General features: G+C 72.9%; 22 protein-coding genes. 9 read left to right on the forward strand and 13 right to left on the reverse strand.

Translation table 11 applies throughout. The annotated features are described in order from the left end of the window. Nucleotides 1-40: 40 nt before the first annotated feature. Nucleotides 41-3,169, reverse strand: a complete 3,129-nt coding sequence (locus tag ACFWZH_RS03710; protein ID WP_384424950.1) for a BTAD domain-containing putative transcriptional regulator — start codon at nucleotides 3,167-3,169, stop codon at nucleotides 41-43. 152 nt (nucleotides 3,170-3,321) lie between these two features. Between ACFWZH_RS03710 and ACFWZH_RS03715 the strand changes: the two genes are divergently transcribed. After that, nucleotides 3,322-4,566, forward strand: coding sequence for a cytochrome P450 (locus tag ACFWZH_RS03715; RefSeq protein WP_384424952.1), 1,245 nt, complete (start codon nucleotides 3,322-3,324; stop codon nucleotides 4,564-4,566). A gap of 50 nt (nucleotides 4,567-4,616) precedes the next feature. Here the strand turns inward: ACFWZH_RS03715 and ACFWZH_RS03720 are convergent, their stop codons facing one another. Together ACFWZH_RS03720 and ACFWZH_RS03725 are read right to left on the reverse strand one after the other, a co-directional pair. Next, nucleotides 4,617-5,990, reverse strand: a complete 1,374-nt coding sequence (locus tag ACFWZH_RS03720) for an alkaline phosphatase (protein WP_384424954.1) — start codon at nucleotides 5,988-5,990, stop codon at nucleotides 4,617-4,619. A 184-nt stretch (nucleotides 5,991-6,174) separates the two neighbouring features. Further along, on the reverse strand, nucleotides 6,175-6,738 hold the full coding sequence (locus ACFWZH_RS03725) for a hypothetical protein (RefSeq protein WP_384424956.1): 564 nt from the start codon (nucleotides 6,736-6,738) through the stop codon (nucleotides 6,175-6,177). A gap of 314 nt (nucleotides 6,739-7,052) precedes the next feature. On the opposite strand from ACFWZH_RS03725, the gene ACFWZH_RS03730 reads away from it, so the two are divergent. Further along, nucleotides 7,053-8,159: a M24 family metallopeptidase gene (locus ACFWZH_RS03730; RefSeq protein ID WP_384425622.1), complete on the forward strand. Its 1,107-nt coding sequence runs from the start codon at nucleotides 7,053-7,055 to the stop codon at nucleotides 8,157-8,159. Between the two features lie 182 nt (nucleotides 8,160-8,341). Here the strand turns inward: ACFWZH_RS03730 and ACFWZH_RS03735 are convergent, their stop codons facing one another. Next, the gene (locus ACFWZH_RS03735) at nucleotides 8,342-9,355 is read right to left on the reverse strand and encodes a zinc-binding dehydrogenase (protein WP_384424958.1); all 1,014 of its coding nucleotides are present in this window, start codon (nucleotides 9,353-9,355) and stop codon (nucleotides 8,342-8,344) included. 322 nt (nucleotides 9,356-9,677) lie between these two features. On the opposite strand from ACFWZH_RS03735, the gene ACFWZH_RS03740 reads away from it, so the two are divergent. Beyond that, a complete protein-coding gene (locus ACFWZH_RS03740; RefSeq protein ID WP_384425623.1) occupies nucleotides 9,678-10,322 on the forward strand; it encodes a pentapeptide repeat-containing protein in 645 nt (214 codons plus the stop codon). Nucleotides 10,323-10,381: 59 nt separating this feature from the next. Here ACFWZH_RS03740 and ACFWZH_RS03745 read toward each other — a convergent pair whose 3' ends face one another. The 3 genes from ACFWZH_RS03745 to ACFWZH_RS03755 all read right to left on the reverse strand — a co-directional run bounded on the left by ACFWZH_RS03745 (nucleotide 10,382) and on the right by ACFWZH_RS03755 (nucleotide 13,011). Continuing rightward, complete coding sequence (locus ACFWZH_RS03745) at nucleotides 10,382-10,879, reverse strand: hypothetical protein (RefSeq protein WP_384424960.1); 498 nt, start codon at nucleotides 10,877-10,879, stop codon at nucleotides 10,382-10,384. Between the two features lie 162 nt (nucleotides 10,880-11,041). Continuing rightward, nucleotides 11,042-11,785 carry a response regulator gene (locus ACFWZH_RS03750; RefSeq protein ID WP_384424962.1) on the reverse strand — a complete coding sequence of 248 codons (744 nt, stop codon included), beginning with the start codon at nucleotides 11,783-11,785 and terminating at the stop codon, nucleotides 11,042-11,044. Beyond that, nucleotides 11,782-13,011, reverse strand: coding sequence for a sensor histidine kinase (locus ACFWZH_RS03755; RefSeq protein ID WP_384425626.1), 1,230 nt, complete (start codon nucleotides 13,009-13,011; stop codon nucleotides 11,782-11,784). Before ACFWZH_RS03755 ends, ACFWZH_RS03750 begins: the two co-directional genes overlap by 4 nt. A gap of 382 nt (nucleotides 13,012-13,393) precedes the next feature. On the opposite strand from ACFWZH_RS03755, the gene ACFWZH_RS03760 reads away from it, so the two are divergent. Continuing rightward, complete coding sequence (locus ACFWZH_RS03760) at nucleotides 13,394-14,008, forward strand: heme-binding protein (RefSeq protein ID WP_384424964.1); 615 nt, start codon at nucleotides 13,394-13,396, stop codon at nucleotides 14,006-14,008. Between the two features lie 159 nt (nucleotides 14,009-14,167). On the opposite strand, the gene map is transcribed toward ACFWZH_RS03760, so the two are convergent. After that, on the reverse strand, nucleotides 14,168-14,935 hold the full coding sequence (map, locus tag ACFWZH_RS03765) for a type I methionyl aminopeptidase (protein ID WP_384425628.1): 768 nt from the start codon (nucleotides 14,933-14,935) through the stop codon (nucleotides 14,168-14,170). A gap of 83 nt (nucleotides 14,936-15,018) precedes the next feature. On the opposite strand from map, the gene ACFWZH_RS03770 reads away from it, so the two are divergent. Further along, a complete protein-coding gene (locus ACFWZH_RS03770; RefSeq protein ID WP_384424966.1) occupies nucleotides 15,019-15,291 on the forward strand; it encodes a helix-turn-helix domain-containing protein in 273 nt (90 codons plus the stop codon). 144 nt (nucleotides 15,292-15,435) lie between these two features. Here the strand turns inward: ACFWZH_RS03770 and ACFWZH_RS03775 are convergent, their stop codons facing one another. After that, complete coding sequence (locus ACFWZH_RS03775) at nucleotides 15,436-16,011, reverse strand: TerD family protein (protein ID WP_384424968.1); 576 nt, start codon at nucleotides 16,009-16,011, stop codon at nucleotides 15,436-15,438. Nucleotides 16,012-16,216: 205 nt separating this feature from the next. Here ACFWZH_RS03775 and arfB point away from each other — a divergent pair, with 205 nt between their 5' ends. Continuing rightward, nucleotides 16,217-16,645, forward strand: a complete 429-nt coding sequence (gene arfB, locus ACFWZH_RS03780) for an alternative ribosome rescue aminoacyl-tRNA hydrolase ArfB (RefSeq protein ID WP_384424970.1) — start codon at nucleotides 16,217-16,219, stop codon at nucleotides 16,643-16,645. 22 nt (nucleotides 16,646-16,667) lie between these two features. Here the strand turns inward: arfB and ACFWZH_RS03785 are convergent, their stop codons facing one another. Continuing rightward, nucleotides 16,668-17,282, reverse strand: coding sequence for a flavin reductase family protein (locus ACFWZH_RS03785; protein ID WP_384424972.1), 615 nt, complete (start codon nucleotides 17,280-17,282; stop codon nucleotides 16,668-16,670). Nucleotides 17,283-17,620: 338 nt separating this feature from the next. Here ACFWZH_RS03785 and cdgB point away from each other — a divergent pair, with 338 nt between their 5' ends. From cdgB to ACFWZH_RS03800, 3 genes are all read left to right on the forward strand, one after another. Further along, nucleotides 17,621-19,264: a diguanylate cyclase CdgB gene (gene cdgB / locus ACFWZH_RS03790; RefSeq protein WP_384424974.1), complete on the forward strand. Its 1,644-nt coding sequence runs from the start codon at nucleotides 17,621-17,623 to the stop codon at nucleotides 19,262-19,264. Between the two features lie 278 nt (nucleotides 19,265-19,542). Then, nucleotides 19,543-20,457 carry a carbohydrate-binding protein gene (locus tag ACFWZH_RS03795; RefSeq protein WP_384424976.1) on the forward strand — a complete coding sequence of 305 codons (915 nt, stop codon included), beginning with the start codon at nucleotides 19,543-19,545 and terminating at the stop codon, nucleotides 20,455-20,457. A 127-nt stretch (nucleotides 20,458-20,584) separates the two neighbouring features. Further along, nucleotides 20,585-20,917, forward strand: coding sequence for a peptidase inhibitor family I36 protein (locus tag ACFWZH_RS03800; protein ID WP_384424977.1), 333 nt, complete (start codon nucleotides 20,585-20,587; stop codon nucleotides 20,915-20,917). A gap of 33 nt (nucleotides 20,918-20,950) precedes the next feature. Here the strand turns inward: ACFWZH_RS03800 and ACFWZH_RS03805 are convergent, their stop codons facing one another. The 3 genes from ACFWZH_RS03805 to ACFWZH_RS03815 all read right to left on the reverse strand — a co-directional run bounded on the left by ACFWZH_RS03805 (nucleotide 20,951) and on the right by ACFWZH_RS03815 (nucleotide 24,254). Next, nucleotides 20,951-21,877, reverse strand: a complete 927-nt coding sequence (locus tag ACFWZH_RS03805; protein ID WP_384424978.1) for a 1-phosphofructokinase family hexose kinase — start codon at nucleotides 21,875-21,877, stop codon at nucleotides 20,951-20,953. Nucleotides 21,878-22,074: 197 nt separating this feature from the next. Then, a complete protein-coding gene (nagA, locus tag ACFWZH_RS03810; protein WP_384424980.1) occupies nucleotides 22,075-23,298 on the reverse strand; it encodes an N-acetylglucosamine-6-phosphate deacetylase in 1,224 nt (407 codons plus the stop codon). Next, nucleotides 23,298-24,254, reverse strand: coding sequence for an ROK family protein (locus ACFWZH_RS03815; RefSeq protein ID WP_384424982.1), 957 nt, complete (start codon nucleotides 24,252-24,254; stop codon nucleotides 23,298-23,300). The genes nagA and ACFWZH_RS03815 overlap by 1 nt, the downstream gene beginning before the upstream one ends. Between the last annotated feature and the right edge of the window lie 40 nt (nucleotides 24,255-24,294).

The raw sequence follows: 24,294 nt of genomic DNA on the forward strand, positions 1-24,294 counted from the left end.
ACCGCGAGGAGAGTGGCCGGGTCGACCACCCATCGCCCGTTCACCCGGTGAGAGCGGCCGCGGCCACCTCGCGCCAGCCCGTGCGCGCCCCGTCCCGCGTCGCCTCGGTGAACCGCGCGTCACCGAGGACACGCCGCGCGGCCCGCTCGATGCGGGCCACATCCGGTTGGGAACGATCCGGCAGACCGCGCACACCGGCGCTCGCCGCCAGCAGCCGCGCGGCCTGCTCGTACCGTCCGTCACGCAGCGCCAGATCCGCGATCCCGACGAGCACCTGCGCGATCAGGGGGGCATGCCCCGCCTCGGACGCCGCACGGAAGGCCGCGAGGCGGTGTCCGCGGGACTCGCCGAGATCCTCGGCAAGGTAGCCGAGCAGGTCCTGTATCCCCGCGCGGATGTTCGCCCGCTCGGCGTCGTCGCCCAGTATCGCCGTCACGACGCCGAGTTGCCGGTGGGCCTGCTCGGCGTCGCCGCGCCAGCGCGCGAGCGCCGCCTTCGCCAGGGCCAGCTCCGCCAGCGCATTCGGCCAGGCGACCCGTTCCGCGGACCGCTGCGCCTCGGCCATCGCGTCCGCGCTGGACTTCTCGTCGCCCAGCAGCCAGTACAACTGGGCCTGTCGCGACCGCATCGGCGCCACGTCCTCGAGGGCCCCGACCTCGGTGACGACCGCGATCGCCTGGTCGTAGTACGCGCACGCAGCGGCGAACTCGCCGCGCATGGCGATGCGATTGGCCAGCTCGATCAGGGCGAACGACATCCCCCACCGTTCGCCGAGCGCGCGGAACTCGGTGAGCGCCGCCTCCAGATACGCGTCCGCGTCCCGGCCGCTGTGACCGAGCATGATCCGCATCTTGCCGAGGTGCAGCCGGGCGAGGGCACGCACCCAGGGGTCCTCGTCGGTGAGCAGCGAGGCGAACGCGGGCAGGGAGGCGTCCGGCGCCCGCAGCAGGCGTTCCAGCGGGGCGACGAACCCCAGCGCCGGGTGCCGGCCCCGCACCCGCCGGCTGAGGTCGTAGGCCCTGCGGATCCACTCCTGCGCCTGGTACTGGTCACCCAGCCCGGAGGTCACGTACATGACGACGAACGCGTACACCACGGCCCGGATCTCGTCGGCCACCTCGCCGGGCAGGGCGGTGGCCGCCATGATCAGCTCATGGCCCTCGGCCTTGTGCCGGCCGAGCCACCAGTACCAGCCGGCGGCCGCCGCGAGCCGCATCGCCCCGAGCGCCTCGCCCGCCGCCAGCGCACCGCGCATCGCCGCAGCGATGTTGTCGTGCTCCACCTCGAGCGCGGCAAGCCATTCCAGCTGCTCGGCGCGGCGAAGATGCGGCTCCGCGGTCTCGGCGAGTCCGGTGAAGTACGCCAGATGCGCGCGGCGCGCGAGATCCGCCTCCCCCGCCTCCGCGAGCCGCTGCCCGGCGTACTCCTTGATCGTGCCGAGCGACCGGTAGCGGGGCGCCCGGTCGCCCTCGGCGAGCACCAGCGACTTCTCGGTCAGCGCGGTCAGCAACTCCAGTACCTGCCCCGCCTCGACCGCGTCGCCCGCGCAGACGTGCTCGGCCGCCTCCAGGCTCGCACCACCGGAGAACACCGAGAGCCTGCGCAGCACCGTCCGTTCGGCGTCGGTGAGCAGCTCCCAGCTCCAGTCGATCACCGCACGCAGCGTCCGGTGCCGCGGCAGCGCGGTGCGGCTGCCGCCGGTCAGCAGGCGGAACCGGTCGTCGAGCCGATGGGCGAGCTGGTCGAGGGACATGGTGCGCAACCTGGCCGCGGCGAGTTCGATCGCCAGGGGCATACCGTCCAGCGCCCGGCAGACGCGCGCCATGGCCGTCAAGGTGCGGGCGTCGACCGCGAGGTCCGTGCGCACCGCGCCGGCCCGGTCCCGCAGCAGCCGCACGGCCGGCGAGGACGCGATCCGGCCGGGGTCGGCGTCCTGCGCGGGAAGGGCCAACGGCGCGACCGGCCACAGCGCCTCACCGGTGATGCCGAGCGGTTCCCTGCTCGTCGCGAGGATCCGCAGCCGCCGGCACTCCCCGAGCACCCGATGGGCGAACACCGCCGCGGACTCGATCACATGCTCGCAGTTGTCCAGGATCAGCAGGGCGTCCCGCTCACGGATCGCGGCGATCAGCCGGTCCGTCAGCTCCGCGTGGGGCGCCCCGCCGAGCAGCGCGTCGCGCAGGCCCAGCCCGGCGAGCGCCGCCTGCGCCACATCGCCGTCCGCGCCGAGCGCGGCGAGCTCCACCACCCAGGCCCCGTCCGGCAGATCGCCGAGCAGCGTGCGCGCGGTCTCCGTCGCCAGCCTGGTCTTCCCCGCACCGCCGGGCCCGATCACGGTGGTGAGCCGGTGCCCGGCCAACAGCTCACCGACCGCGGCGACATCGGCGTCCCTGCCGACGAAACTGGTCAGCTCGGCACGCAAGTTGGTCCTGCGGCCCTCCTCCCGCGGCCCCAACTCGCCGCGCAGCAGCGCGACATGCAAAGCGGCCAGCTCCGGCGACGGGTCGACACCCAGGGCGTTGGCCAGGGTCTCCCTCGTACGTTGAAACACCAGCAGCGCCTCACTGTCGCGACCGGACGCGACCAGGGCCCGCATCAACGCGGCGACCAGCCGTTCCCGCACCGGATGCGCGGCCACCAGGTCGGTCAGCTCCGTCACCAGCCTCACGCCGTGGCCGAGGTCGATCTCCGCATCGAACCGGTCCTCCATGGCGGTCAGACGCAGCGCCTCAAGCCGGCTGACCGCCGCGTCGAACGCCGCACTGCCCCGCACACCGACGTCCTGCATGGCCGCACCGCGCCACAACGCCAGAGCCTCGCGCAGCCGCCGCGGATCCTCCTCGTCGCGGGCCCGGCCGACGAGGCGTTCGAACCGCACGGCGTCGACGGCGTCGGGCTCCACCGCCAGCCGGTAGCCGTTCGGCCGCCCCTCCACCGACCCCTCCGGCAGCGCCTTCCGCAGCCGGGAGACCAGGCGCTGCAAGGCGTTCGCCGCGTCGGCCGGCGGGCGCTCACCCCAAATCCAGTCGACGAGCGCCGCCTTCGAGACCACCCGACCCGCTTCGAGCGCGAGGGCGGTCAGCAGTCCGCGCAACCGGGCGCCCGGCACGTCGGCCAGGACGCCGTCATCCGTGCGAACCTCGAACGAACCGAGCATCCCGATCTGCACCCGGACGATTTTGCCACGGGCGAGGAACGGCCCGGGGCCGCGCCATCTCCCCGACCGCGCCCGGGGCTTGGCCGTGTCAGAGCCGTGTCAGCCGGATGTCAGGCCCCTCGGCGATCGTGGCCGCAACACCAACCGCCGCGAAAGGAATCCCGATGCCTCAGAAGAACCAGACCGCCCCCGTACCGCAGGGCCTGCCCATGGACCGCGACGCGGGCCCCTTCGACCCGCCCCGCGACATCACCCGGCTGCGCGAGACCCGCCCGGTCAGCCCCATGGCCTTCCCCGACGGCCACCAGGGCTGGCTCGTCACCGGCTACGACGCGGTCCGCCGGCTCATGGCCGACACCCGCTTCAGCTCCCGCCAGGACCTCGGCGTCATCCACCTGCCGTACGAGACCCCCGGCATGCCCGTCGTCACCGAACCGTCCCCGCAGGTCCCGGGCCTGTTCGTCGCCATGGACCCGCCCGACCACACCCGGCTGCGGCGCAAGCTCACCGGCGCCTTCACCGTCGCACGCATGAAGATGCTCGAAGAGCGCATCAGCGACATCGTCGAGCGGCAACTGGACGAGATGGCACGCCTCGCCCCGCCGGTCGACCTGGTCAAGGAGTTCGCGCTGCCGGTGCCCTCACTGGTGATCTGCGAGCTGCTCGGCGTCCCCTACGAAGACCGCGACACCTTCCAGACCAACTCCGCCAAGTTCATGGCCAAGGACCAGGTGCTCGAGGAGAAGATGGCCGCCTACGGCGCCATGAACGGCTACCTCGCCGAACTGGTCACCCGCAAACGCGCCACCCCCGGCGAGGACATCCTGTCCGACCTGGCCCGCCACGACGACCTCACCATCGAAGAACTCACCGGCATCGCCTTCCTGCTGCTGCTCGCCGGCCACGAGACCACCGCCAACATGCTGGCACTGGGCACCTTCGCGCTCCTGGAACACCCCGAGCAGATCGCCGAACTGCGCGCCGACCCCGACCTGTTCCCCGACGCCGTCGAGGAACTCATGCGCTACCTGTCCGTCGCCGACATCTTCTACCGCTACGCCACCGAAGACCTCGAACTCGGCGGGGAGACCATCGGCAAGGGATCGACCGTCGTCGTCTCCCTGCTGGCCGCCAACCGCGACCCCCGGCGCTTCGACCACCCCGACACCCTGGACATCCACCGCAAGGCCCGCGGCCACACCTCCTTCGGCCACGGCATCCACCAGTGCCTGGGCCAGCAGCTCGCCCGCATCGAGATGCGCGCCGGCTTCGCCGGCCTGCTGCGCCGCTTCCCGACCCTCCACCTCGCCGTCCCCGCAGGCGAGGTGCGCCTGCGGACCGACATGAACATCTACGGCGTCCACGAACTGCCGGTCACCTGGACGCCGACGGACCCGAGGACGGCATGAGGGGAGGGCCGCTGGATCCCGGCCCTCCCCCCGACGTCCGTCGGCAGCGGTCAGCGCAGCCGCAGCGCCTTGCGCAGAGTGGTGAAGAGGTCGGTCTGGTTGGTGACGCCCAGGACCCGGTAGGCCTGCGGGCCCTGCGCGGCGATCCGTACCTGGGTGCCGGTGTGCTCCTGCGGCTGGCCCGGCGTGTTGGTCGAGTAGTTGACCTTCACCCGGCCGCCCTCGTCGGTGACGAGGGTGGAGGACAGGCCGGGCGGGTTGGCCTCCAGCGGCACCATCTGGCTGGAGTGGCCGTGGTCGGCCGTGGTGACCACCAGCGTGTCGGGGTGCTTCGCGGCGTAGTCGCGGGCCACCTTCACGGCCCGGTCGAAGGCCGCGGTCTCACCGATCTGGCCGCAGGGGTCGGCGGCGTGGTCCTGCTTGTCGATCGAGGCGCCCTCGATCTGGAGGAAGAAGCCCTGGTGGCGGCCCTGGCCGCGCCGGGACTTCTGCTTGTTCTCCAGCAGTTGGATCGCCTTGGTGGCCTGCTCGTCCAGCGCCGGGGTACCGGCGGGGCGCTGCGCGTTGCTGGTGGTGCAGCGCTGCGGGTCCGTGCCGCCGACGGCCGCGGGCTTGCCGGTCCACTCGACGGGGACCGTGCCCGGCGCGAACAGCCCGAGGACCGGCTTGCCGCCCTCGACACCCTTCAGGCCCTGCTTGTCGGTGACGATCTGGTAGCCGAGCTTGCGCGCCTGCTCCGCCACCGTCAGACCCTTGTACGGGCCTTGGGTGATCTTCTGGTCGAAGCGCTGCTTCCCGCCGCCCAGCAGCACGTCCACCTTGTGGTTGACGCTCTGCTCGGCGATCGAGCCGAGGCCGCCCGCGGCGATCGTGTCGACCGCGCACTTGGCCATGTCGGCCGGGCCCTGACAGCTGCGGTCGCTGACGTGGGAGGCGAGCACGGCCGGTGTGGCGTCGGTCAGTTCGGCGGTGGTGACCGAACCGGTGGCGTAACCGTTCTTCTGCGCCAGCTCCAGGATCGTCGGCAGCGGCTCGTCGGTGTCCGGCGTCTTGGAGATGCGGCCGTTGACCGTCTTGTGCCCGGTGGCCCAACCGCTGCCGCTGGCCGCGGAGTCGGTGACGTAGTCCGGCTTGCCGTTCTTGTCGACCGCGTACGTCGTGTACGCGCCGGTCAGCGGGAACTTGTCCATGTTGAGCCGGCCCGCGGCGCCCACGGTGTAGTTCCGCGCCAGCGTGATCTCCGAGTCGCCCATCCCGTCACCGATCAGCAGGATGACGTTCTTCGCCTTGCCGCCCTGGATCGCGCGCGCCGCCTGGTCCTTGGGCCCGAACGCGGCCGCTCCCGCGGGGATGGCCACACCCGCGGCGAGCAGCACGGCGGCGCCGGTGATGGCGCGGCGGCGGGACAGGCGCAGTCTTCGCATGAAATCTCCTCGTCTACGACCGGCTGTCGCCGGACGCTCGCAGCTCACCAGGAGCGGGTGAACACCGCATGGCCTGCCGGTGGCGTACGACCCACGGGCGGGTGCCGCACGGAGGGGAGGAGTTGACGGCGCGAGGGCGCTGGGGAGCGAGGGAGTGGATCTCCCCGGAGATGCCGGCGCTTCGTCAGCGGGGCCACTCCTCCGGGGTGCTGCTGGTGACCACGTGGCAGACGGCGGGCTTGCCGGGGCCGGGAGACCTGCCCGAGGCGACGACGCGGACGCCGTCCAGCAGGATGCGGCAGGAGACGGTCCCGTTCCCGGCCGGGGTGACCTCCACGCGCGCCTCCTCGCCGGTGTTGACGAGGGCTTCCGTGCTCCAGGGCAGCTTGACGGGACCCAGCGTCACGTCCTTGCGGTCGGGCTGGTGCCGGTCCGGGTTGTGCCGGTAGCTCACCGCGGCGGCCCGGGGTTCGCCGCGGGAGGACGTGGCCTCGTACGTGAGGTACCAGGCGTTTCCGCCCCGCCACTTCTTGATCTCGGTCACGTTGTTCTTGGCCCACAGCATCCCGCCGAGGATGAGGGCCGCGACCGCGACGAAGACGATCACGAAAAGCGCGTCGCCCCGGCGGCGGCGAGACGGCTGGTGCGGTGGTGCCATGGTGACCTCGGCCTGTTCCTGTGCCCTGTCCGTGCTGTCCTGTCCGTGCTGTGCGGCCCGTCCCGCGTGGCGCTGACCGCGCTGTGGCACGCGGCTCCTTCGCTCTCCGGGCCACCGTACTCAGGGTGGACACGGCCGGTGGTCGACCCGCCGACCGATCTCCTTCTCCCCCTCTGGTCGCACCCGCCCGGCACGGAGGACGCCTGAAGGATGACCGGCGAAGGCCGGGAGCGGGGGCCGGGAGCCCGGGTCGGGAGGGGGAGTCTCCGGGATGGGAGGGGCACGGGGACGGGACCGAAGAGGCGTCTGTGGTGACACTGGAGGGGTGAAGGGGCCCGAGGACGACCGGTTCTGACGGGCCGTCCGCCCGGCGTCGGCGTAAGTTCACGGGCATGGTGACTTCGATGACCCAAGAGGACTACGAGCGGCGCATGGAGCGGGCGGGGCAGGCCGCCGCCGAGGCGGGCCTGGCCGGGCTGCTGGTGACGCCGGGGCCGGATCTGACGTGGCTGTGCGGCTACCGGCCGCCCGCGGTCACGGAGCGGCTGACCGCCCTGGTGATCGCGCCGGGGCAGCGCTCGCGGCTGCTGGTACCCCTGTTGGAGCGGCCGGACGCGGAGCGCTCCACCGGGGGCGGCGGGGCGATGGAGGTGTCCGGGTGGAGCGACGGCTCGGATCCGTACGCGGAGATCGCCAAGTGGATCGAGCCGCAGGGGCGTTACGGGGTGTCCGACGCGACCTGGGCGCTGCATCTGCTGGGGCTGCAGCGGTCGCTCCCGGGGAGCGCGTACGCCGCGCTGACGGAGGTGCTGCCGATGCTGCGTGCCGTCAAGGACGCGCACGAGGTGGCGCGGCTGGCCGCGGCCGGGGCCGCCGCCGACGCGACGTACGAGGAGATCCTCAGGGTGCGCTTCGCCGGGCGGCGGGAGTCGGAGGTGGCCGGCGACCTCTCGCGGCTGCTGATCGAGCACGGACACAGCCAGGTGGACTTCACGGTCGTCGGCTCCGGCCCCAACGGCGCAAATCCGCACCACGAGGCGGGGGAGCGGGTCATCGAGGACGGCGACATGGTCGTGCTCGACTTCGGCGGGCTGAAGGACGGATACGGCTCGGACACCTCGCGGACCGTGCACGTCGGCGAGCCGGGCGCCGAGGAACGCAAGGTGCACGACATCGTGCGCGAGGCGCAGCAGGCGGCCTTCGACGCGGTACGGCCGGGCGTCGCGTGCCAGGACATCGACCGGGTGGCCCGGAGGGTGATCAAGGCGGCGGGGTACGGCGAGTACTTCATCCACCGGACCGGGCACGGCATCGGGGTGACCACGCACGAGCCGCCGTACCTGGTGGAGGGCGAACATCTGCCGCTCGTACCGGGGATGTGCTTCTCGATCGAGCCGGGCATCTATCTGCCGGGGAGGTTCGGGGTGCGGATCGAGGACATCGTGACGTGCACGGACGCGGGCGGACGGCGGCTGAACGAGACGGCGCGGGAGATGGCGGTGGTGCACTAGGGCCGCAGGGCCGGGCCGACGGGTCATGGCCGGCCGGGCCCGCAAAATCCCGCCCGTCCGTCTGCCTGTGCGCCCGTCCGCCCGTCCGCCCGTCCGCCCGTCCGCCCGCCCGTCCGTCTGCCTGTGCGCCCGTCCGCCGGTCTGCCTGTCCGCCCTTCCGGCCCGCGCCGGCCGCGGCGCCACTACGGCACCAGGACCACCTTCCCGATCGTCCCGCGGGTCTCCAGGGCGCGGTGTGCGGCCGCGGCCTCGGACAGCGGGAAGGCCTGGACCGCCGGTACGAGCCGACCGGCCGCGGCCTCGGCGAGCGCGGCGGTCTCCAGGGTGCGGATCGGGTCGGCGCCGCCGGCCCGGGCCAGCATGGGCGGCCCGAGCACCTGCTCGGAGGTGATCCCCCGGGCCGCCAGCTCGCCGTCCGTGAACTCCAGCGGGCCACCGGTGAGCACACCTTTCGAGGACCAGCCGAAGACCAGATGGCGGCCGCCCTCGGCGAGGAGGTCGACGGCCGCGCGTCCGGGGGCGCCGCCGACCGAGTCGAAGACGATGGTGGCGCCGGGCGCGCCGCGTGCGTCGAGGAAGGCGCGGACCAGCGACGGCCAGTCGTCGTCCGTGTAGTCGACGGCGAGGTCGGCGCCGAGTTCGCGGGCCCACGCCGCCTTGATGGTGCCGCCGGCCAGCCCGATGACCGTCGCGCCGGCGTTCCTGGCGTACTGGACGAGCAGTGAGCCGATACCGCCGGCGGCCGCGGGGACGAGGACGATGTCGTCGGCGGTCAGGTCGGCGAAGAGCAGGATGCCCATGGTGGTGCGGCCGGTGCCGATCATGGCGACCGCCTGGGCCGCGGTCAGGTTCTCGGGGATCGGGTGCAGCCGGTCGGCGGCCACGACGGCCAGTTCGGCGTAGCCGCCGGGGGCCGCGCCGAGATGGGCGACGACGCGCCGGCCGAGCCAGGCGGGGTCGGTGCCCTCGCCGAGCGCGTCGACGGTGCCGGCGACCTCCCGGCCGGGCACGGTCGGGAGCGGGGGCAGCGGTATCGGCCCGCCCTGCAGGCCTTCCCGTAGAGCCGTGTCCAGGAGGTGGACGCCGGCCGCGGCCACCGCGACGCGGACCTCACCGGGGCCCGGCACGGGGTCCTCGACGGTCTCGTGGGCGAGGTTCTCGGCGGGGCCGAAGGCGTGCAGCCGGATCGCGTGCATGGCGCTGTCTCCTTGGCGGTTGGGACGTGGACGGTTCGCCCTACCCGGCGGGCGAACACCAACACTCTGTTACCTCAAGCCCGGTTGAGGTCAACCCCCGCCCGCCGGACGGTCCGGCCGGCCGAGACGCATGCGCCGAGGGCCGCGCATGAGGCCCGGGATCCGCTGTTTTCGCAGGTCAGGGCGGATTGTCAGTGGGGTGGTCCACGATGGATGGGCAGGGACGGAACCGGAGGGCGGAACGCGTACGGCGCGAGCACGGGACGCGGACGGCGCCAGGACGGAAGAAGGTGAGCGCGTGGCGGGGCGCGGTAAGGAGACGGTGCGGGCGGTGCGGCGGCCTCAGGTGCGGTTGCCGGAGCTGGCGGCGTACGACGGCGGGGAGCTGGAGGCCGAAGGGGACTACGACGGGCTGGAGTTCGCGGAGGCCGACTGGGCCGGGCAGTCGGCGCGCGGCGCGCGGTTCATGGACTGCGCGGTGCGGCGCTGCGGACTCGACGAGACGGTGCTCAGCCGGGCGCGGTTCATCGACAGCGTGCTGAGCGGTGTGCGCGGGGTGGGGACGGACCTGTCCGGGGCCTCGCTGCGCGATGTGGAGGTCTCGGACGCCCGGCTCGGCGGGGTGCAGCTGCACGGTGCGGTGCTGGAGCGGGTCGTGGTGCGCGGCGGGAAGATCGACTTCCCGAATCTGCGCCGCGCCAAGCTGCGGGACGTCGCCTTCGAGGGCTGTGTGCTGATCGAGGCGGACTTCGCGGGGGCTGAGCTGGAGCGGGTGACGTTCGACGACTGCACCCTGGCGCGGGTGGACTTCTCCGAGGCGCGGATGAAGGACGTCGATCTGCGCGGAGCGGCCGCGGTGGACATCGCACGGGGCATCGACCGGCTGTCGGGCGCGGTGATCAGCGCGACCCAGCTGATGGATCTGGCGCCGGCGTTCGCGGCGCAGATAGGCGTACGGGTGGAGTGACGCCGGGCCCGCGCGAGGAGGAGGCGCCGCGCGGGGTGCCGGAGCCCGCCGGGTGTGGCTCAGACCCGGGGGAAGCGGGCCTGGAGGTCCCAGATGGCGGGGTTGTCGCCGAGACCGTCGTGCATGTCGGTGAGGTCGGCGATCAGGTCGTGCAGAAAGTCGCGGGCCTCGCGGCGCAGCGCGGAGTGGTTGAAGGTGAGCGGGGCCTCGTCGGCCGGCATCCAGTCCGCGTCGATGTCCACCCACCCGAAGCGGCGCTCGAAGAGCATCCGGTCGGCGGATTCGGTGAAGTCCAGCTCCGCGTGGATCGGGCGGGCGGAGCGGTTGCCACGGGGGTCGGTGTCGAGCCGCTCGACGATGTCGCACAGCGCCCAGGCGAAGTCGAGGACCGGCACCCAGCCCCAGGCCGTGGACAGCTCGCGGTCCGTCTTCGTGTCGGCGATGTAGACGTCGCCGCAGAAGAGGTCGTGGCGCAGCGTGTGCACGTCCGCGCTCCGGTAGTCCGTCTGCGGCGGATCCGGAAAGCGGCGGGAGAGGGAGTAGCCGAGGTCGATCACGTCTTGATGGTGTCACGCCCCCGCGGCGGGCCCTCGCCCGCATCGGCCCGCAACCAAGGGGGCGCGGGCCACGGCGTCGGCCATGGGTCGGCCATGGGTCGGCCATGGGGTCGGACATGGGGGCGGTCGTGGGGGGCGGTCATGGAGGGGCCTGCCGGCGCCTCAGGGCAGCAGCCGCTGCTCCTTGGCGACGGAGACGGCGCCGGCGCGGGTGTCGACACCGAGCTTGTCGTAGATGCGCCCCAGGTGCGTCTTGACCGTGGCCTCGCTGATGAAGAGGGCGCGGGCGATCTCGCGGTTGCTCAGCCCGCGCGCGAGCTGGCCGAGGATGTCCAGTTCCCGGTCGGTGAGGGTGGGGCGCGGACTGCGCATCTGGGCCAGGACACGATGGGCGACCGGCGCCGAGAGCGTGCTGCGGCCGGCGGCCGCGGCACGGATCGCGGAGAACAACTCCTCCGGCCGCTCGGCCTTGAGCAGATAGCCGGTGGCGCCCGCCTCGATGGCCCGGGTGATGTCGGCGTCGGTGTCGTAGGTGGTCAGCACGAGGACATGGGGGGTGCCGCGGCCGGCAGGTGAGGAGCCGGGGGAGCCGGGTACGGAGGCGGGTACGGAGGGGGACCCGGGTGCTGCGGGTGCCGAGCCGGGTGCGGCCTGGGCGCGGGTGATGCGGCGGGTGGCCTCGATGCCGTCGATACCGGAGCCGAGCTGCAGATCCATCAGGACCACATCGGGGCGCAGCGCGGCGGCCAGCGCCACCGCCTCCTCGCCGTCACCGGCCTCGCCGATGACCTCGATGCCGTGGGCGCTGCTGAGCAGGGCGAGCAGCCCGGCGCGCACGACGGCGTGGTCGTCGCAGAGCAGGACGCGTACGGGGGTGTGCTCGGGTGCGCCGGCGGATGGGGTCATGGGGCGTTCTCCAGGGGGACGGCGGCGGACAGGACGGTGCCCTCGCCCGGTGCGGATTCAATGGTGAGGGTGCCGCCGAGCTGCCGCATCCGGGCGTACATGGCGGGCAGGCCGTGCCCCCGTTCACGCCCGGAGGCGGCGGGGGAGACGGGGGTGTACGGGGCCGGCGGCGGGGTGAAGCCACGGCCGTCGTCGGCGATGTCGAGGACGATCTGGTCGCCGAGGTAGCTGAGGGTCAGGGTGACGGTGGTCGCGGCGGCGTGCTCACGGACGTTCGCCAGGGCGCCCTGGGCGATGCGCAGCAGCGCCGACTGCACCCGGTCGGGCAGCGGAGCGGGCGTGCCGTCCTGGTGGAACCGTACGGCCGGTCCACGGGTGGCCGGCCCACCGCCCACCCCCGACCGGCCCACTCCCGACTCGCCGCCCAACCCGGACTCGTCCGTCCGCGCGGCGAGTTCGCGCAGCGCCTGGGACAGCGAGGCGCCGTCGGCCAGGTCGGCGGGGGCGAGGTCGTGCACGAAGCGGCGGGCCTCGGCGAGGTTGCGGGCGGTGATCTCGGTGGCCGTACGGACATGGCCGCGGGCGGTGGCGGCGTCGAAGTCCCAGACGCGGTCGGCGGCCTGCAGCAGCATCTGCTGGCTGGACAGCCCCTGGGCGAGGGTGTCGTGGATCTCCATCGACAGCCGCTGCCGTTCGGCGAGGGTGCCTTCGCGCCGCTCCGTGGCGGCCAGTTCGCGCCGGGTGCGCAGCAGATCGTCGATCAGCGCCCGCTGGCGTTCGGCCTGCCGCTCCATATGGATGAACACGGCGGTGGCGAGTGCGGCGACGGCCGGCGGGGCCAGCAGCAGATTCGGGTCGAAGCCGGTGGACAGCCGCAGTTGGGCGGCGACGACGAACGCGGTGAGCAGGCCCACCAGCAGCGACGCCGCACCGGCGGGCAGGGTCTGCAGGCCGGTGTAGAACAGCGGCACCGCGCACCAGGCGAAGCTCGGCGCGAGCAGGACCAGGACGACCCAGGTGGCCACCACCGCGCCCAGCCACAGCAGCCGGCGGGCGTTCGGCCGCCGCTCGGCGTGCGTACGGAAGCCGAGCGCCGGGCCGAGGACGTACAGCAGGGCGAGGGCGAGGCTGAGGGCGATGATCCAGGGGGTGCGGGGCTCACCGGGGTGCCGGGTCAGGAAGCGGGCGAGCGAGGCGCCCAGCAGCAGGAAGAACGCGATATGCATGACCGGGCCCAGCCAGCGGGCGTCCGGATGGGGCTCTCGCGGCGGGTCCGCTGCCGGGGGCTGCGGGGTGCTGTGCACGTGGATCTCCTCGTCGGGGCCGTGGCGACCTCGTGGCCGTGACGACCTAGTGGCCGTGACGACCTCGGGGCCCTGGTGACCTCGTGGCCGTTGTGACCTCGTGGTCACGACGACCTCGTGGTCATGGCGACTCTGTCGTCGTGGCGACCTGGTCGTCGTGGTGACCCCGTAGTCCTAAGTCCTAGCCCGCGCGGCGAGCGTCCCGCATCAACCGATCGGCCGACACCCGTATCCCCCATCATGCACGGCGATCCCGGCCGGACCACCGATTCGCGCGCCCCCGCGTCCCCTCGACGATGAGGACATGACTGACAACGCCACCACCCAGACGACCGACTCCCCGGCCGCCGCCAAGACCCCGGCCGCCAAGAAGCTGTCCCCGCGCGCCCGTATCGCCGCCGGTGCCGTCGCGCTCGCCCTGCTCGGCGCGGGCACCTTCGGCGCCGTCTCCGCGACCGCCGCCCCCGCGCAGGCCACCACCGCCGCGGCCGCCGCCACCGTCGACGAGAGCCTCACCCGCACCAGCACCCACCTCACGCTCGGCGCCGCCACCCGGGCCGCCCGGGCCGCCGTGGACGCCGCGAAGAAGGGCGGCCATGCGGTCTCGGTCGCCGTCGTGGACCGCAACGGCAACACGCTCGTCCAGCTGCGGGGCGACGGCGCCGGGCCGCAGTCGTACGAGTCGGCCGGGCGCAAGGCGTTCACCGCGGTCTCCTGGAACGCCCCGACCTCGGAGCTGGTCAAGCGGCTCGACCAGGCACCCACGCTCAAGGACATCCCCGGCACGCTCTTCCTCGCGGGCGGCACGCCGGTACAGGCCGAGGGGGCCCCGATCGCGGGCATCGGCGTCGCGGGCGCCCCGAGCGGTGCCCTCGACGAGCAGTACGCCACGGCCGGCGCCGAGGCGCTCGGCAAGTAGCGGTGGCCATGCGGCAGCCACCCGGCAGGCGCCCCGTAGGGCGGGGTCGAACGCTTCCCGTAGGGGATGCGAGCGCCCCCTGCGGGGCCACAACGGGCCCGGGCCGGGGAGGTATTCCCGACGGGCCGGACGGGCTCCGGCCCTACGGCATGCCCGCCCCTACGGCACCGTCAGCACCCGCGGTCCCTCGTCCGTCACCGCCACCGTGTGTTCGAAGTGGGCGGCGCGGCCGCCGTCCATGGTGCGCAGCGTCCAGCCGTCGGCGTCCGCGCGGTAGTCGTCCCTGCCGCCGGACAGGAACATCGGCTCGATGGCGATGACCAGGCCGTGGCGCAGGACGGGGCCCCGGCCGGGGCGGCCGTCGTTGGGGACCGGCGGGTCCTCGTGCATCCGGCGGCCGATGCCGTGGCCGCCGAAGTCCTCGGGGATGCCGTAGCCGGCGGCGCGCCCGATGCTGCCGATCGCATGGGAGACATCGCCCATGCGGGCGCCGACCACGGCCGCCGCGATGCCCGCCGCCAGTGCCCGCTCGGTGGTGTCCATCAGCCGCCGGTCCTCGGGGCGCGCGGTGCCGACCGTGAAGCTGAGGGCCGCGTCGCCCGCCCAGCCGTCCACGACGGCGCCGCAGTCGATGCTCACCAGGTCGCCGTCGCGCAGCCGGGTCGCGTTCGGGATGCCGTGCACGATCGCGTCGTTGACGGAGGCGCAGATCACGGCCGGGAACGGGGTGGGGGCGAAGGACGGGCGGTAGCCGAGGAACGGCGAGGTGGCGCCGGCCTCGTGCAGGACCGTACGGGCGACCTCGTCCAGCTCCAGCAGCCGCACCCCCGGGGCGGCGGCCGCGCGCACCGCGGCCAGCGCGTCGGCGACCACCCGGCCGGTCACCCGCATCGCGTCGAGTGCCGCATCCGTCTTGATCTCCACCATCTGTACGACCTCCCCAGCGCCCGCCACCCAGGCAAGCGTTATTTCTTTACCGGTATTTCTATACCGGTATTAGTATCACGGGCATGGTGCGAACTCCACTGACCCCCTGGGAACGTGAACGCGGTGAACGGCTCGGCGCGCTGCTGCGTACGGCGCGCGGCGGGCGCAGCATGGTCGAGGTCGCGGCGGCGGCGGGGCTGTCCGCCGAGACGCTGCGGAAGATCGAGACCGGCCGGGCGCCCACACCGGCGTTCTTCACCGTCGCCGCGCTGGCCGGCACGCTCGGACTGTCGCTGGACGAGGTGGCGGCGCTGGCCACGCCGACCGACGCGGCCCCCGAGGACGCGGTCGCCTGATCCGCGCCGGCCCCCGCGGGCGCCCCCGGGGCCGGCCGGCGCCCACGCACGAAGGGCCGGCCCCCCGAAGGGGACCGGCCCTGTAAGCCTCGTGCGCCTACGCGCCCGTGACGCTCACGCGTCGTGGGTGCTCGCCCGGCTGCCTCAGACGTTCACGCCGAAGTCCTGCGCGATGCCGACGAGGCCCGACGCGTAACCCTGGCCCACGGCGCGGAACTTCCACTCCGCGCCGTTGCGGTACAGCTCACCGAAGACCATGGCGGTCTCGGTGGCCGCGTCCTCGCTGAGGTCGTAGCGGGCGATCTCGGCGCCGCCGGCCTGGTTGATGATGCGGATGAAGGCGTTCCGCACCTGGCCGAAGTTCTGGCTGCGGTTCTCGGCGTCGTAGATCGAGACCGGGAAGACGATCTTGTCGATGTCGGCCGGCAGACCCGCCAGGTTGACGTTGATCTGCTCGTCGTCGCCCTCGCCCTGGCCGGTGACGTTGTCGCCCGTGTGGACGATCGACTGGTCCGGCGTGGCCTTGTTGTTGAAGAAGACGAAGTGCTGGTCCGAGTAGACCTTGCCGCTCGGGTTGACCGCGATCGCGCTGGCGTCGAGGTCGAAGTCCGTGCCGGTGGTGGTGCGGACGTCCCAGCCGAGGCCGACCGTGACGGCGGTCAGGCCCGGTGCCTCCTTGGTGAGGGAGACGTTGCCGCCCTTGGACAGGCTTACAGCCATGGGGATGTCCCTTTCCTTGTCAACGCGTCGATTCGTCGGGCTCCGTACTGCGCACGAAGCTACCGTCACTCACCACAACGCCGTGAGGGGACCACGAGGTTCCAGCTGTCTTTACTCTCTTTGCCGAATCCTGATGCCGAAGGCCCCCGCGGGCGCCCAGTAAAGAGGGTGACGGGAGCCCTTGGCCCGGGGGATCATAGGACGCATGTCCGGGCCCTATGTCATCCGCGGTTCGGTCGTCCTTCCAGAGGCCGAGCTCGTATGGCGTTTCTCGCGGTCCTCGGGTCCGGGCGGCCAGCACGTCAACACCAGCGACAGCCAGGTCGAGCTGCGCTTCGACCTCGTCAAGACGCAGGCGCTGCCGCCGGTGTGGAAGGAGCGTGCCCTGGAGCGGCTGGCCGGCCGGCTGATCGACGGCGTGCTGTCCGTACGCGCCTCCGAGCACCGCTCCCAATGGCGCAACCGCGAGACCGCGGCCGTCCGGCTCGCCGCGCTGCTGGCACAGGCCACCGCGCCGCCGCCCGCACCGCGCCGCAAGTCGCGGATCCCACGGGGCATCAACGAGCGCCGGCTGCGGGAGAAGAAGCAGCGCGGCGAGACCAAGCGCGGCCGCTCGGGCCGCGACTGGGGCTGAGCCGCCGGCACCGCCGCCCCGCTCACCCCAAGTGCCGGTACTTCCCCCGGAAGTACGTCAGCGGCCCGTCGTCCTCATTGGGGACCGACGTCGCCAGCACCCGCCCGATGACCAGCGTGTGATCGCCGGCCACCACCCGCTGCTCGGTACGGCACTCCAGCGTCGCCAGGGCACCCCCGATGAGCGGGGCGCCGGACGCTTCGCCCCTTACATGCGCGATGTCCTCGAAGAGCAGTCTGTCGCTGATGCGGCCCTTCATCGCGAATCGTCCGGCAATCTGCCGCTGGTGCCCGGACAGTACCGACACCGCCCACAGCGGCTGCGCCGCCAGCAGGTCGTCCATCCGTGAGTCGTTGCGAACGCTCACCATCACCAGGGGCGGGTCGAGGGAGACGGACAGGAACGCCGTCGCGGTCATGCCGACGTCCTCGCCGCGCGGCCCGTCGTCCGGGTCGTGGGCGGTGATCAGCACCACGCCGGCGGCGAGGCGGGACAGGGCGGCACGGAACTCGTCGTCACTCACCCCAACAGAATGCGGGATCGGTGCGCCGCCCGGCACGGATGTCAGGGCGACGGCGGGTGTGGCTGGGGCCGCGGGCCCGGCGGACGCCGCGTCGGCGGGGGTTTTCGTGAACACGCCACGAACGCTAACGTCCCCCCGCGCCGGGTCGCATCGGGCCCGGGGACCACATGCGACCTAGGTCCGACGACCCAGTCGCCCGGGGTGGAAGCGCCCGGAAGCCCGCGAACCTCAGAATTTGCGTTCAGAAAGTGTAGAAATAGTGAACGCGGACTCGAATAATGGGGGCGCCGAAGATCGCCAAAGCCTGCTCACAGTCTGTGACTTGAGTCACAGCAGGCGCTAATTGTTGACCCTGTGTACCGAGTGAACAGCTCACTGTGATTCAGTGAGCGTGGAAATCGGACGACGAAGAATCGTGGAGTTTGCTGTCGAGGTCTCAGGGAGAGCGAGCGATGGAGACCGAGTCGGAGCCATACGTCCGTCTTGCGACCCTGCGGCAGCTGCACCAAGTGGTCGCCGAGCTGAACACCGCACGCAGCCTTGCGGACACCTTGCAGACCGTCGCCGACGGCGCGCTCGCCGGCCTCGGCTACGAGCTGTCCGCGGTCAACCTCGTCCGCCCCGACGGTGACCTCGTCGTCGCCGCCGTCGCCGGCAGCGCGGGCGCCGAAGCCCTGATGGCCGGGCGGGTCGGCTCCCGGGCCTCCTGGGACCGCCGGCTGTCCATGGGCGAACGATGGGGCGACCTGTGCTTCATCCCGTACACCGAAGGCTGGGTCCTCGACGACGACGACGTCCCCCAGTGGCACACCGCCGGCCCCGCACCCCGCTTCCCCGACGAGTGGCACCCCATGGACCGCCTCTTCGCGCCCATGTACACCGCCGGCAACGGCGGCGGCGAGCTGCTCGGAGTGATCTCCGTCGACCGTCCGCGCAACGGCCGCCGCCCCGGCCCCTGGGGCCAGGAAGCCCTCCAGATGTACGCGTTCCAGTCCGCCATCGCGATCAGCAACGCCCGACTGCGGGCGAACATGCAGCGCGCCCTGGTCCGGCTGGAGCGCGAGCAGCAGGCCCTGCGCGCCAGCGAGGAAAGCTTCCGGCAGGCCTTCGAGTACGCACCCAGCGGAATGGCCGTCGCCGAAATGGGCGGCGACCAGCACGGACGGCTGCTGCGCACCAACGACGCCCTGTGCCGGCTCCTCGGCCGCACCGCCTCCGGCCTGCGCCGCTACTCCTTCTCCGACCTGGTCCACCCCGAGGACATCGGCACCCTGCTGCGCACCTCCGCCGAAGGCGGCCGCGCCGAGCTGCGCCTCGCCCGCCGCGACGGCACCTACGTCTGGGTCTCCCTGCGCAACTCCGTCGTCGCCGACACCGCCGACGGCCCCCGCTACCTGCTCACCCACGTCGAGGACATCGAGGAACGCAAACGCCACGAGCTGCAGCTCGCCCACCGCGCCAGCCACGACTCCCTGACCGGACTGCCCAACAGCGCCGAACTGCGCGCCCGGCTCGGCGCCCGACTGTGCTCGCGCCCACCGGGCTCGATGGCCGACGCCTACGCCTCCGCCGGCGGCGCCCACCCCAGCGACCAGCCCTTCGACGGCATCGACGGCTTCGAAGGCAAGGCCCCCGTCCCCCTCGACCACCACGTCCACCTCATCGCCCCCGCCGAGGGACCGGCCGACGACGGCTCCAAGGGCCTCGCCGTCCTCTTCTGCGACCTCGACGGCTTCAAGTCGATCAACGACCGCTTCGGACACAACACCGGCGACGCCGTACTGATCGAGGTCGCCCGCCGGCTGACCAGCGGCGTCCGCGACGGCGACACCGTCGCCCGGCTCGGCGGCGACGAGTTCGTGGTGCTCGCCGACGGCCTGGGCACCGCCGACGCCGCCGACCTCGCCGTCCGCCTGCGCAACGCCATCATCCCGCCCATCCGCGTCGAGGGCCGCGCCGTCCGCGTCGGCGCCAGCTTCGGCATCGGCTGGGCCAGCTGCGGGATGACGGCCGAAGAAGTACTGGAGTCCGCCGACCAGCGGATGTACGTCGAAAAACGCTCCCGCTCCAAGGCCAACCGGCGAGCCGCCGGCTGACCCGGCCCGCGCCACGGACACACCGCATGCCGCGCATCTCACACCAGCCCCCCGCCGACCACCGCACCAGCAGTTCACCGATCCGCTTACCGATCCGTTCACCGATCTGTAGCGATCTTGTGGCCCTCCGGAGCCGGTGTGGCCCGGCCATCACGGGGTAGGCTGCGCCGATGCGGCGCGGCGCCGCCGGGGGCCCCGAAGACACAGCGCGCAGAGACCTCTGCGCACGCGTCCACACGCGTACACGACGCGCACAGATCGCTTGGGAGTGACACGGAATGACGGCCGGCAACAACGGCGCGGACACGCCGGAGAACGACGACCCGTTCGCCTACCTCTACCGCTCGGAAGGCGGCCAGGACGGCGCACCGGGCTCGGCGGGCGACGGCGCGGCCACCCGGCAGCCGGGAGTCCCGCGCACCTCCTACAACCAGGTGCGCGCCGTGGGCCAGCGCCAGTACGGCCAGCAGGCCCAGCAGCAGGTCACCTACGGCCAGCAGAACGCCAGCTACGCCGCCCCCGAAACCCTCCCCGGCGGCGAACGCACCCGCACCACCCCGGCCCCGGGCCACGGCGGCGGCCACGAACCACGCCGCCGCAACGGCCTGCTGATCGGCGCCGTCGCCGTGGTCGCGGTGGTCTGCATAGGCATCGGCGTCGCCATGCTCACCAACAACGCCGGCGACAAGAAGTCCGACAACGCCGGCAAGCCGGGCCCCACAGCCGGCGACACCGTCAAGCCCGACAAGCCCACCAGCAAGCCCAAGCCCGGCGAACTCCCCAAGGAGGAGGCGGCCAGCCTGCGGCTCGACGGCGGTGCGACAACCGCCAAGGACATCGAGGGCGCCCGCTCGGCGAGCGGCTCGTACGTCGGCGGGTTCAACCAGGTCGGGGCGAAGGTCAAGTGGACCGTGGACCTGCCGGACAACGGCGATTTTCGGCTGTACGTGCGCTACAGCATCCCCGGAGAGGACGCCAACGCCACGCTCTCGGTCAACGGCAAGCCGAACAGCCAGCCGCTCGGCCTGAAGAACTTCATTCACTCCCCGCAGGGCGACTGGAAGAAGGGCTGGCAGTCCACCTGGGCCCCGATCACCCTGAACAAGGGCACCAACACCGTCGAGATCGCGTGCGGACAGGGCAACCAGTGCAACGCCATCCTGGATCAGGTGTGGCTGGCGAACGCCAACTAGTAGCCGGATACCCGCCCTTCCGCACCTTGGCCGAACAAGTCCCTTGTCCTGCGCACCGCGTTGCCCATGACTCCTTGATCAAGTGGAATAGGGCGGCGTCAACCCACTTGACCTGAGGAGACGACGCATGAAGATGCGCTCCATAGCCCTGACCGGCGCTGCATTACTGGCTACGCTGCCGCTCACCGCAGGAACAGCCGACGCCGCCCCCAGGTGCTCGACGACCTTGCTCTGCGGCTGGACGCAGCCGAACTTCGGCGGCCGTGCGATGAACTTGATAAACCCTACGCCGGGGTGCGACGGCTTCAACGGCGATGCTCGGTCGGTGTCCAATCAGACCAGGCACCGCGTGACCTTCTACAGCGACACCGGGTGCTATGGCAGGCGCTTCGATCTGACCTTCGGCCACTACTCGGCCAAGACTCCGTGGCCGGTCAAGAGCGTCGCTGTCTGGGGATGACGCCGTCGCGGCCGGGCCCGGTCGCCGCACCCCTCACGCCACCGCCGGACGATCCGTCACCACCACCCGCCCCAGCAGCTCCTCATAGGTCGAGGCGTCGAACTCGCCCGCCGCCGGGGCCCGTACGGTGGCGGCCGACAGCGCCACCGCCCGCGTCAGACGGTCCGGCCACGGCAACTCCTCCACCAGGCCGGACAGCAGGCCGGCCACCGCCGAGTCGCCGGCGCCGGTGGGATTGCCCGCGAACCGACGCGGCGGCGCCGCCTGCCAGGCACCGTCCGCGGTGACCGCCAGCATGCCGTCCGCACCCAGCGACGCCGCCACCGCATGGGCGCCGCGGCGCCGCGCGTCACGGGCCGCCCGCAGCGGCTCGGTGCTGCCCGTCAACGCCGCCAACTCGTCGGCGTTGGGCTTGGCCAGATCGGGACGGGCCGCCAGACCCCGGCGCAGCGGCTCGCCACTGGTGTCGAGGAGGACCGGCACACCCGCGGTGCGCGCGGCACGCGTCAAACGGGCGTAGACATCCACCGGGACGCCCGGCGGGAGACTGCCGCACAACGCCACCGCCCGCGCCTCGCCCAGCAGTTCGCGATACGTCCCCAAGAACGCCTCCCACTCGGCCGGAGAGACCGTCGGGCCCGGCTCGTTGAGCTGCGTGGTGTCCCCGGTGGCCGCGTCGACGACGGCGACCGTGCGGCGGGTGGCACCGCCGACCGGGACCAGCGCGTCGGTGACCTCCGTGTCCGCCAGCAGCGCCCGCAGCGCCTCCCCCGTGCCGCCGCCCGCGAAGCCGGTGGCGACCGTACGGTGGCCGAGCGCGGCCAACACACGGGCGACGTTCAGGCCCTTGCCGCCGGGACGCTCGGACACCTCGGTGACGCGATGGGTGCTGTGCGGACGGAGCCGGGGCACGCGGTAGGTGATGTCCAGGGCGGCGTTCAGCGTGACCGTGAGGATCATGGTCCCCCCTCCGGGCAGTCATGGCCGGGCGGCCGTGAGCGGGCGACCGCACTCGGCGGTGGCATGCGGACAAGTGCGCGAGCGATCATGCCATCGCCGACGGTGGTTGGCCCAGACCCCGGGTGACCACCGTGCGGCCGCCGACCACCAGGAACAGCCGGCACCCTGCGTAGCCGCCCTGGTGCCGACGCGGAGCGTCACACCCCCCGCGGGCGCACCACCCACTCACCCCGGCGCATGACACCCACCACGTCGTACGCCGCATCGAGCACCACCAGATCGGCGTCCTTGCCGGCCTCCAGGGAACCGGCCCGCCCCCCGATGCCCAGCAACCGGGCCGGGGTCGCCGACAGCGCCTGCACCGCCTGGTCGACCGTCAGACCGTCGACGGTCACGGCCCGCCGGAACGCCCGGTCCAAGGTGAGCGTCGAACCCGCGATCGAACCGGCCGTGGGACCCTCGCTGATCCGCGCCACACCGTCCTTGACCTCGACCCGCATCGGGCCCAGCGGATACATCCCGTCGCTCATCCCCGCCGCGCCCATCGCGTCCGTGATGAACGCGACCCGCCCGTCCCCCGCGCTGCGGAAGGCCAGTTGGAGCATCGCGGGGTGCAGATGGGTGCCGTCGTTGATGAGCTCGACGGTGATCCGCTCGTCCTCCAGGAGCGCGGCGACCGGACCCGGCGCCCGGTGGCCGAGCGGCGGCATCGCGTTGAAGAGGTGGGTGGCGACGGTAGCGCCCGCGTCGACGGCCTGCCGGGTGGCGTCGTAGGAGGAGTCGGTGTGGCCGATCGCGGCGATCACTCCCGCGTCGGCGAGCAGCCGCACCGACGCCAGGCCACCGGGCAGCTCGGGCGCGACGGTCATCATCACCGCGGTGCCGCGCGCGGCGTCGACAAGCCGGCGGACATCGGCCGGATCCGGATCGCGCAGCAGGCCCGGCTGGTGCGCGCCGCAGCGGTGCGGCGAGATGAACGGGCCCTCGAAGTGGATACCGGCCAACTCGCCCTGCTGGACCAGCTCGGCGAGCACCCCGGCCTGCCGGGCGAGTTCACCCAGCTCACCGGTGACGGTGGAGGCCAGCATCGAGGTCGTGCCGTGCCGGCGGTGCGTCTCGATCACCGTCATGCACTCCTCGGGATCGGCCGACGAGAAGGAGCCGCCGCCTCCGCCATGGACGTGCATATCGACGAACCCGGGGACGACGAGATGCCCCGAAAGGTCCACGACGACCCCGGCCGCGCCCGCGTCCGCCTCGGCGTCCCGGTCGCTGCCGCGGCTGTGGACACCGGTGATCCGGCCGCCCTCGACGGTGATCCGGCCGCTGTCGACCACACCGGACGGCCGGGCGATCCGGGCGCCGGCCAGGGTGGTGCGGGACGGGCCCGGGGCCGGCCGCGCGGACTGTTGCTGTGCCATCAGGCGGTTACCTCCGTGGAGAGAAGATCCCAGGCGAGGAGCCCCGCGCCCAGGCACCCGGCGGCGTCCCCCAGGGCCGCCGGAACGATCGAGGGAAGACGCTGGAACGTAACGCGCCGGCGGACCGCTTCCCGCAGAGGGACGAACAGCGTGTCGCCCGCCTCGGCGAGCCCGCCCCCGATGATCACCGTCCGCGGGTCGAGCAGGGTGAGCCCGGTCACCAGGCCGTCGGCCAGCGCGTCCACCGCGTCCTGCCACACGGCGCGGGCGCGGGCGTCACCGGCCTGAACGGCCTTCGCCGCGTCCGCCGCACTGGCCCGCGGATCACCGCAGACCGCCGCCCAGTCCCGGCCCACCGCGGCCGCCGAGGCCAGCGTCTCCAGGCAGCCGCGCTGCCCGCAGCCGCAGACCCGCCCCCCGGGCCGTACGACGATGTGGCCGATCTCGCCCGCGCTGCCGTGCGCACCGGCCTCGATCCGCCCGTCGATGCCGATGGCGCCCGCGATACCGGTGCCCAGCGGGACGAACAGGAAGCGGTCGGCGCCCCGACCGGCGCCGATCCGGCCCTCGGCCAGCCCGCCGGTGCGCACATCGTGGCCCAGAGCCACCGGCACCTCGCCGAGCCGCTCGGACAGCAGCGCCCGCAGCGGTACGTCCCGCCAGCCGAGGTTCGCGGCGTAGACGGCGGTGCCGGACTGCTCGTCGACGATGCCGGGGACGGCGACGCCGGCGGCCGCGGCGGTGGTGCCGAAGCGCGCCGTGCCGATGTCGCGCAGCTCGGCGGCGAAACCGAGGATGGCCTCGACGACCGCGTCGGGGCCGTGCTCGCGGCCGGTGGGGCGCCGCGCCTCGTACAGCAGGGCGGGCGGCGACCCCTTCGACGGTGCGGTGTCCACCCCCACGAGGGCGGCCTTCATCCCGGTGCCGCCCACATCAAGGGCGATGACGTGTCTCACGGGAACAGTTTCGCGCGATCCGCCCTGAAAGGTCTAGTCC

The sequence above is a fragment of the Streptomyces sp. NPDC059008 genome, assembly GCF_042749045.1.
Lineage (GTDB): Bacteria > Actinomycetota > Actinomycetes > Streptomycetales > Streptomycetaceae > Streptomyces.

Excerpts from the sequence above, each read along its gene's own strand:
- ACFWZH_RS03805 (WP_384424978.1), bottom strand. The coding sequence starts at position 21,877 with ATGATCCTCACGGTCACGCTGAACGCCGCCCTGGACATCACCTACCGC.
- arfB (WP_384424970.1), top strand. The coding sequence starts at position 16,217 with ATGTCCGGGCCCTATGTCATCCGCGGTTCGGTCGTCCTTCCAGAGGCC.
- ACFWZH_RS03800 (WP_384424977.1), top strand. The coding sequence starts at position 20,585 with ATGAAGATGCGCTCCATAGCCCTGACCGGCGCTGCATTACTGGCTACG.
- ACFWZH_RS03755 (WP_384425626.1), bottom strand. The coding sequence starts at position 13,011 with ATGCATATCGCGTTCTTCCTGCTGCTGGGCGCCTCGCTCGCCCGCTTC.
- nagA (WP_384424980.1), bottom strand. The coding sequence starts at position 23,298 with ATGGCACAGCAACAGTCCGCGCGGCCGGCCCCGGGCCCGTCCCGCACC.
- ACFWZH_RS03750 (WP_384424962.1), bottom strand. The coding sequence starts at position 11,785 with ATGACCCCATCCGCCGGCGCACCCGAGCACACCCCCGTACGCGTCCTG.
- ACFWZH_RS03730 (WP_384425622.1), top strand. The coding sequence starts at position 7,053 with ATGACCCAAGAGGACTACGAGCGGCGCATGGAGCGGGCGGGGCAGGCC.
- ACFWZH_RS03770 (WP_384424966.1), top strand. The coding sequence starts at position 15,019 with ATGGTGCGAACTCCACTGACCCCCTGGGAACGTGAACGCGGTGAACGG.
- ACFWZH_RS03760 (WP_384424964.1), top strand. The coding sequence starts at position 13,394 with ATGACTGACAACGCCACCACCCAGACGACCGACTCCCCGGCCGCCGCC.
- ACFWZH_RS03795 (WP_384424976.1), top strand. The coding sequence starts at position 19,543 with ATGACGGCCGGCAACAACGGCGCGGACACGCCGGAGAACGACGACCCG.
- ACFWZH_RS03735 (WP_384424958.1), bottom strand. The coding sequence starts at position 9,355 with ATGCACGCGATCCGGCTGCACGCCTTCGGCCCCGCCGAGAACCTCGCC.
- cdgB (WP_384424974.1), top strand. The coding sequence starts at position 17,621 with ATGGAGACCGAGTCGGAGCCATACGTCCGTCTTGCGACCCTGCGGCAG.
- map (WP_384425628.1), bottom strand. The coding sequence starts at position 14,935 with ATGGTGGAGATCAAGACGGATGCGGCACTCGACGCGATGCGGGTGACC.
- ACFWZH_RS03715 (WP_384424952.1), top strand. The coding sequence starts at position 3,322 with ATGCCTCAGAAGAACCAGACCGCCCCCGTACCGCAGGGCCTGCCCATG.
- ACFWZH_RS03775 (WP_384424968.1), bottom strand. The coding sequence starts at position 16,011 with ATGGCTGTAAGCCTGTCCAAGGGCGGCAACGTCTCCCTCACCAAGGAG.
- ACFWZH_RS03720 (WP_384424954.1), bottom strand. The coding sequence starts at position 5,990 with ATGCGAAGACTGCGCCTGTCCCGCCGCCGCGCCATCACCGGCGCCGCC.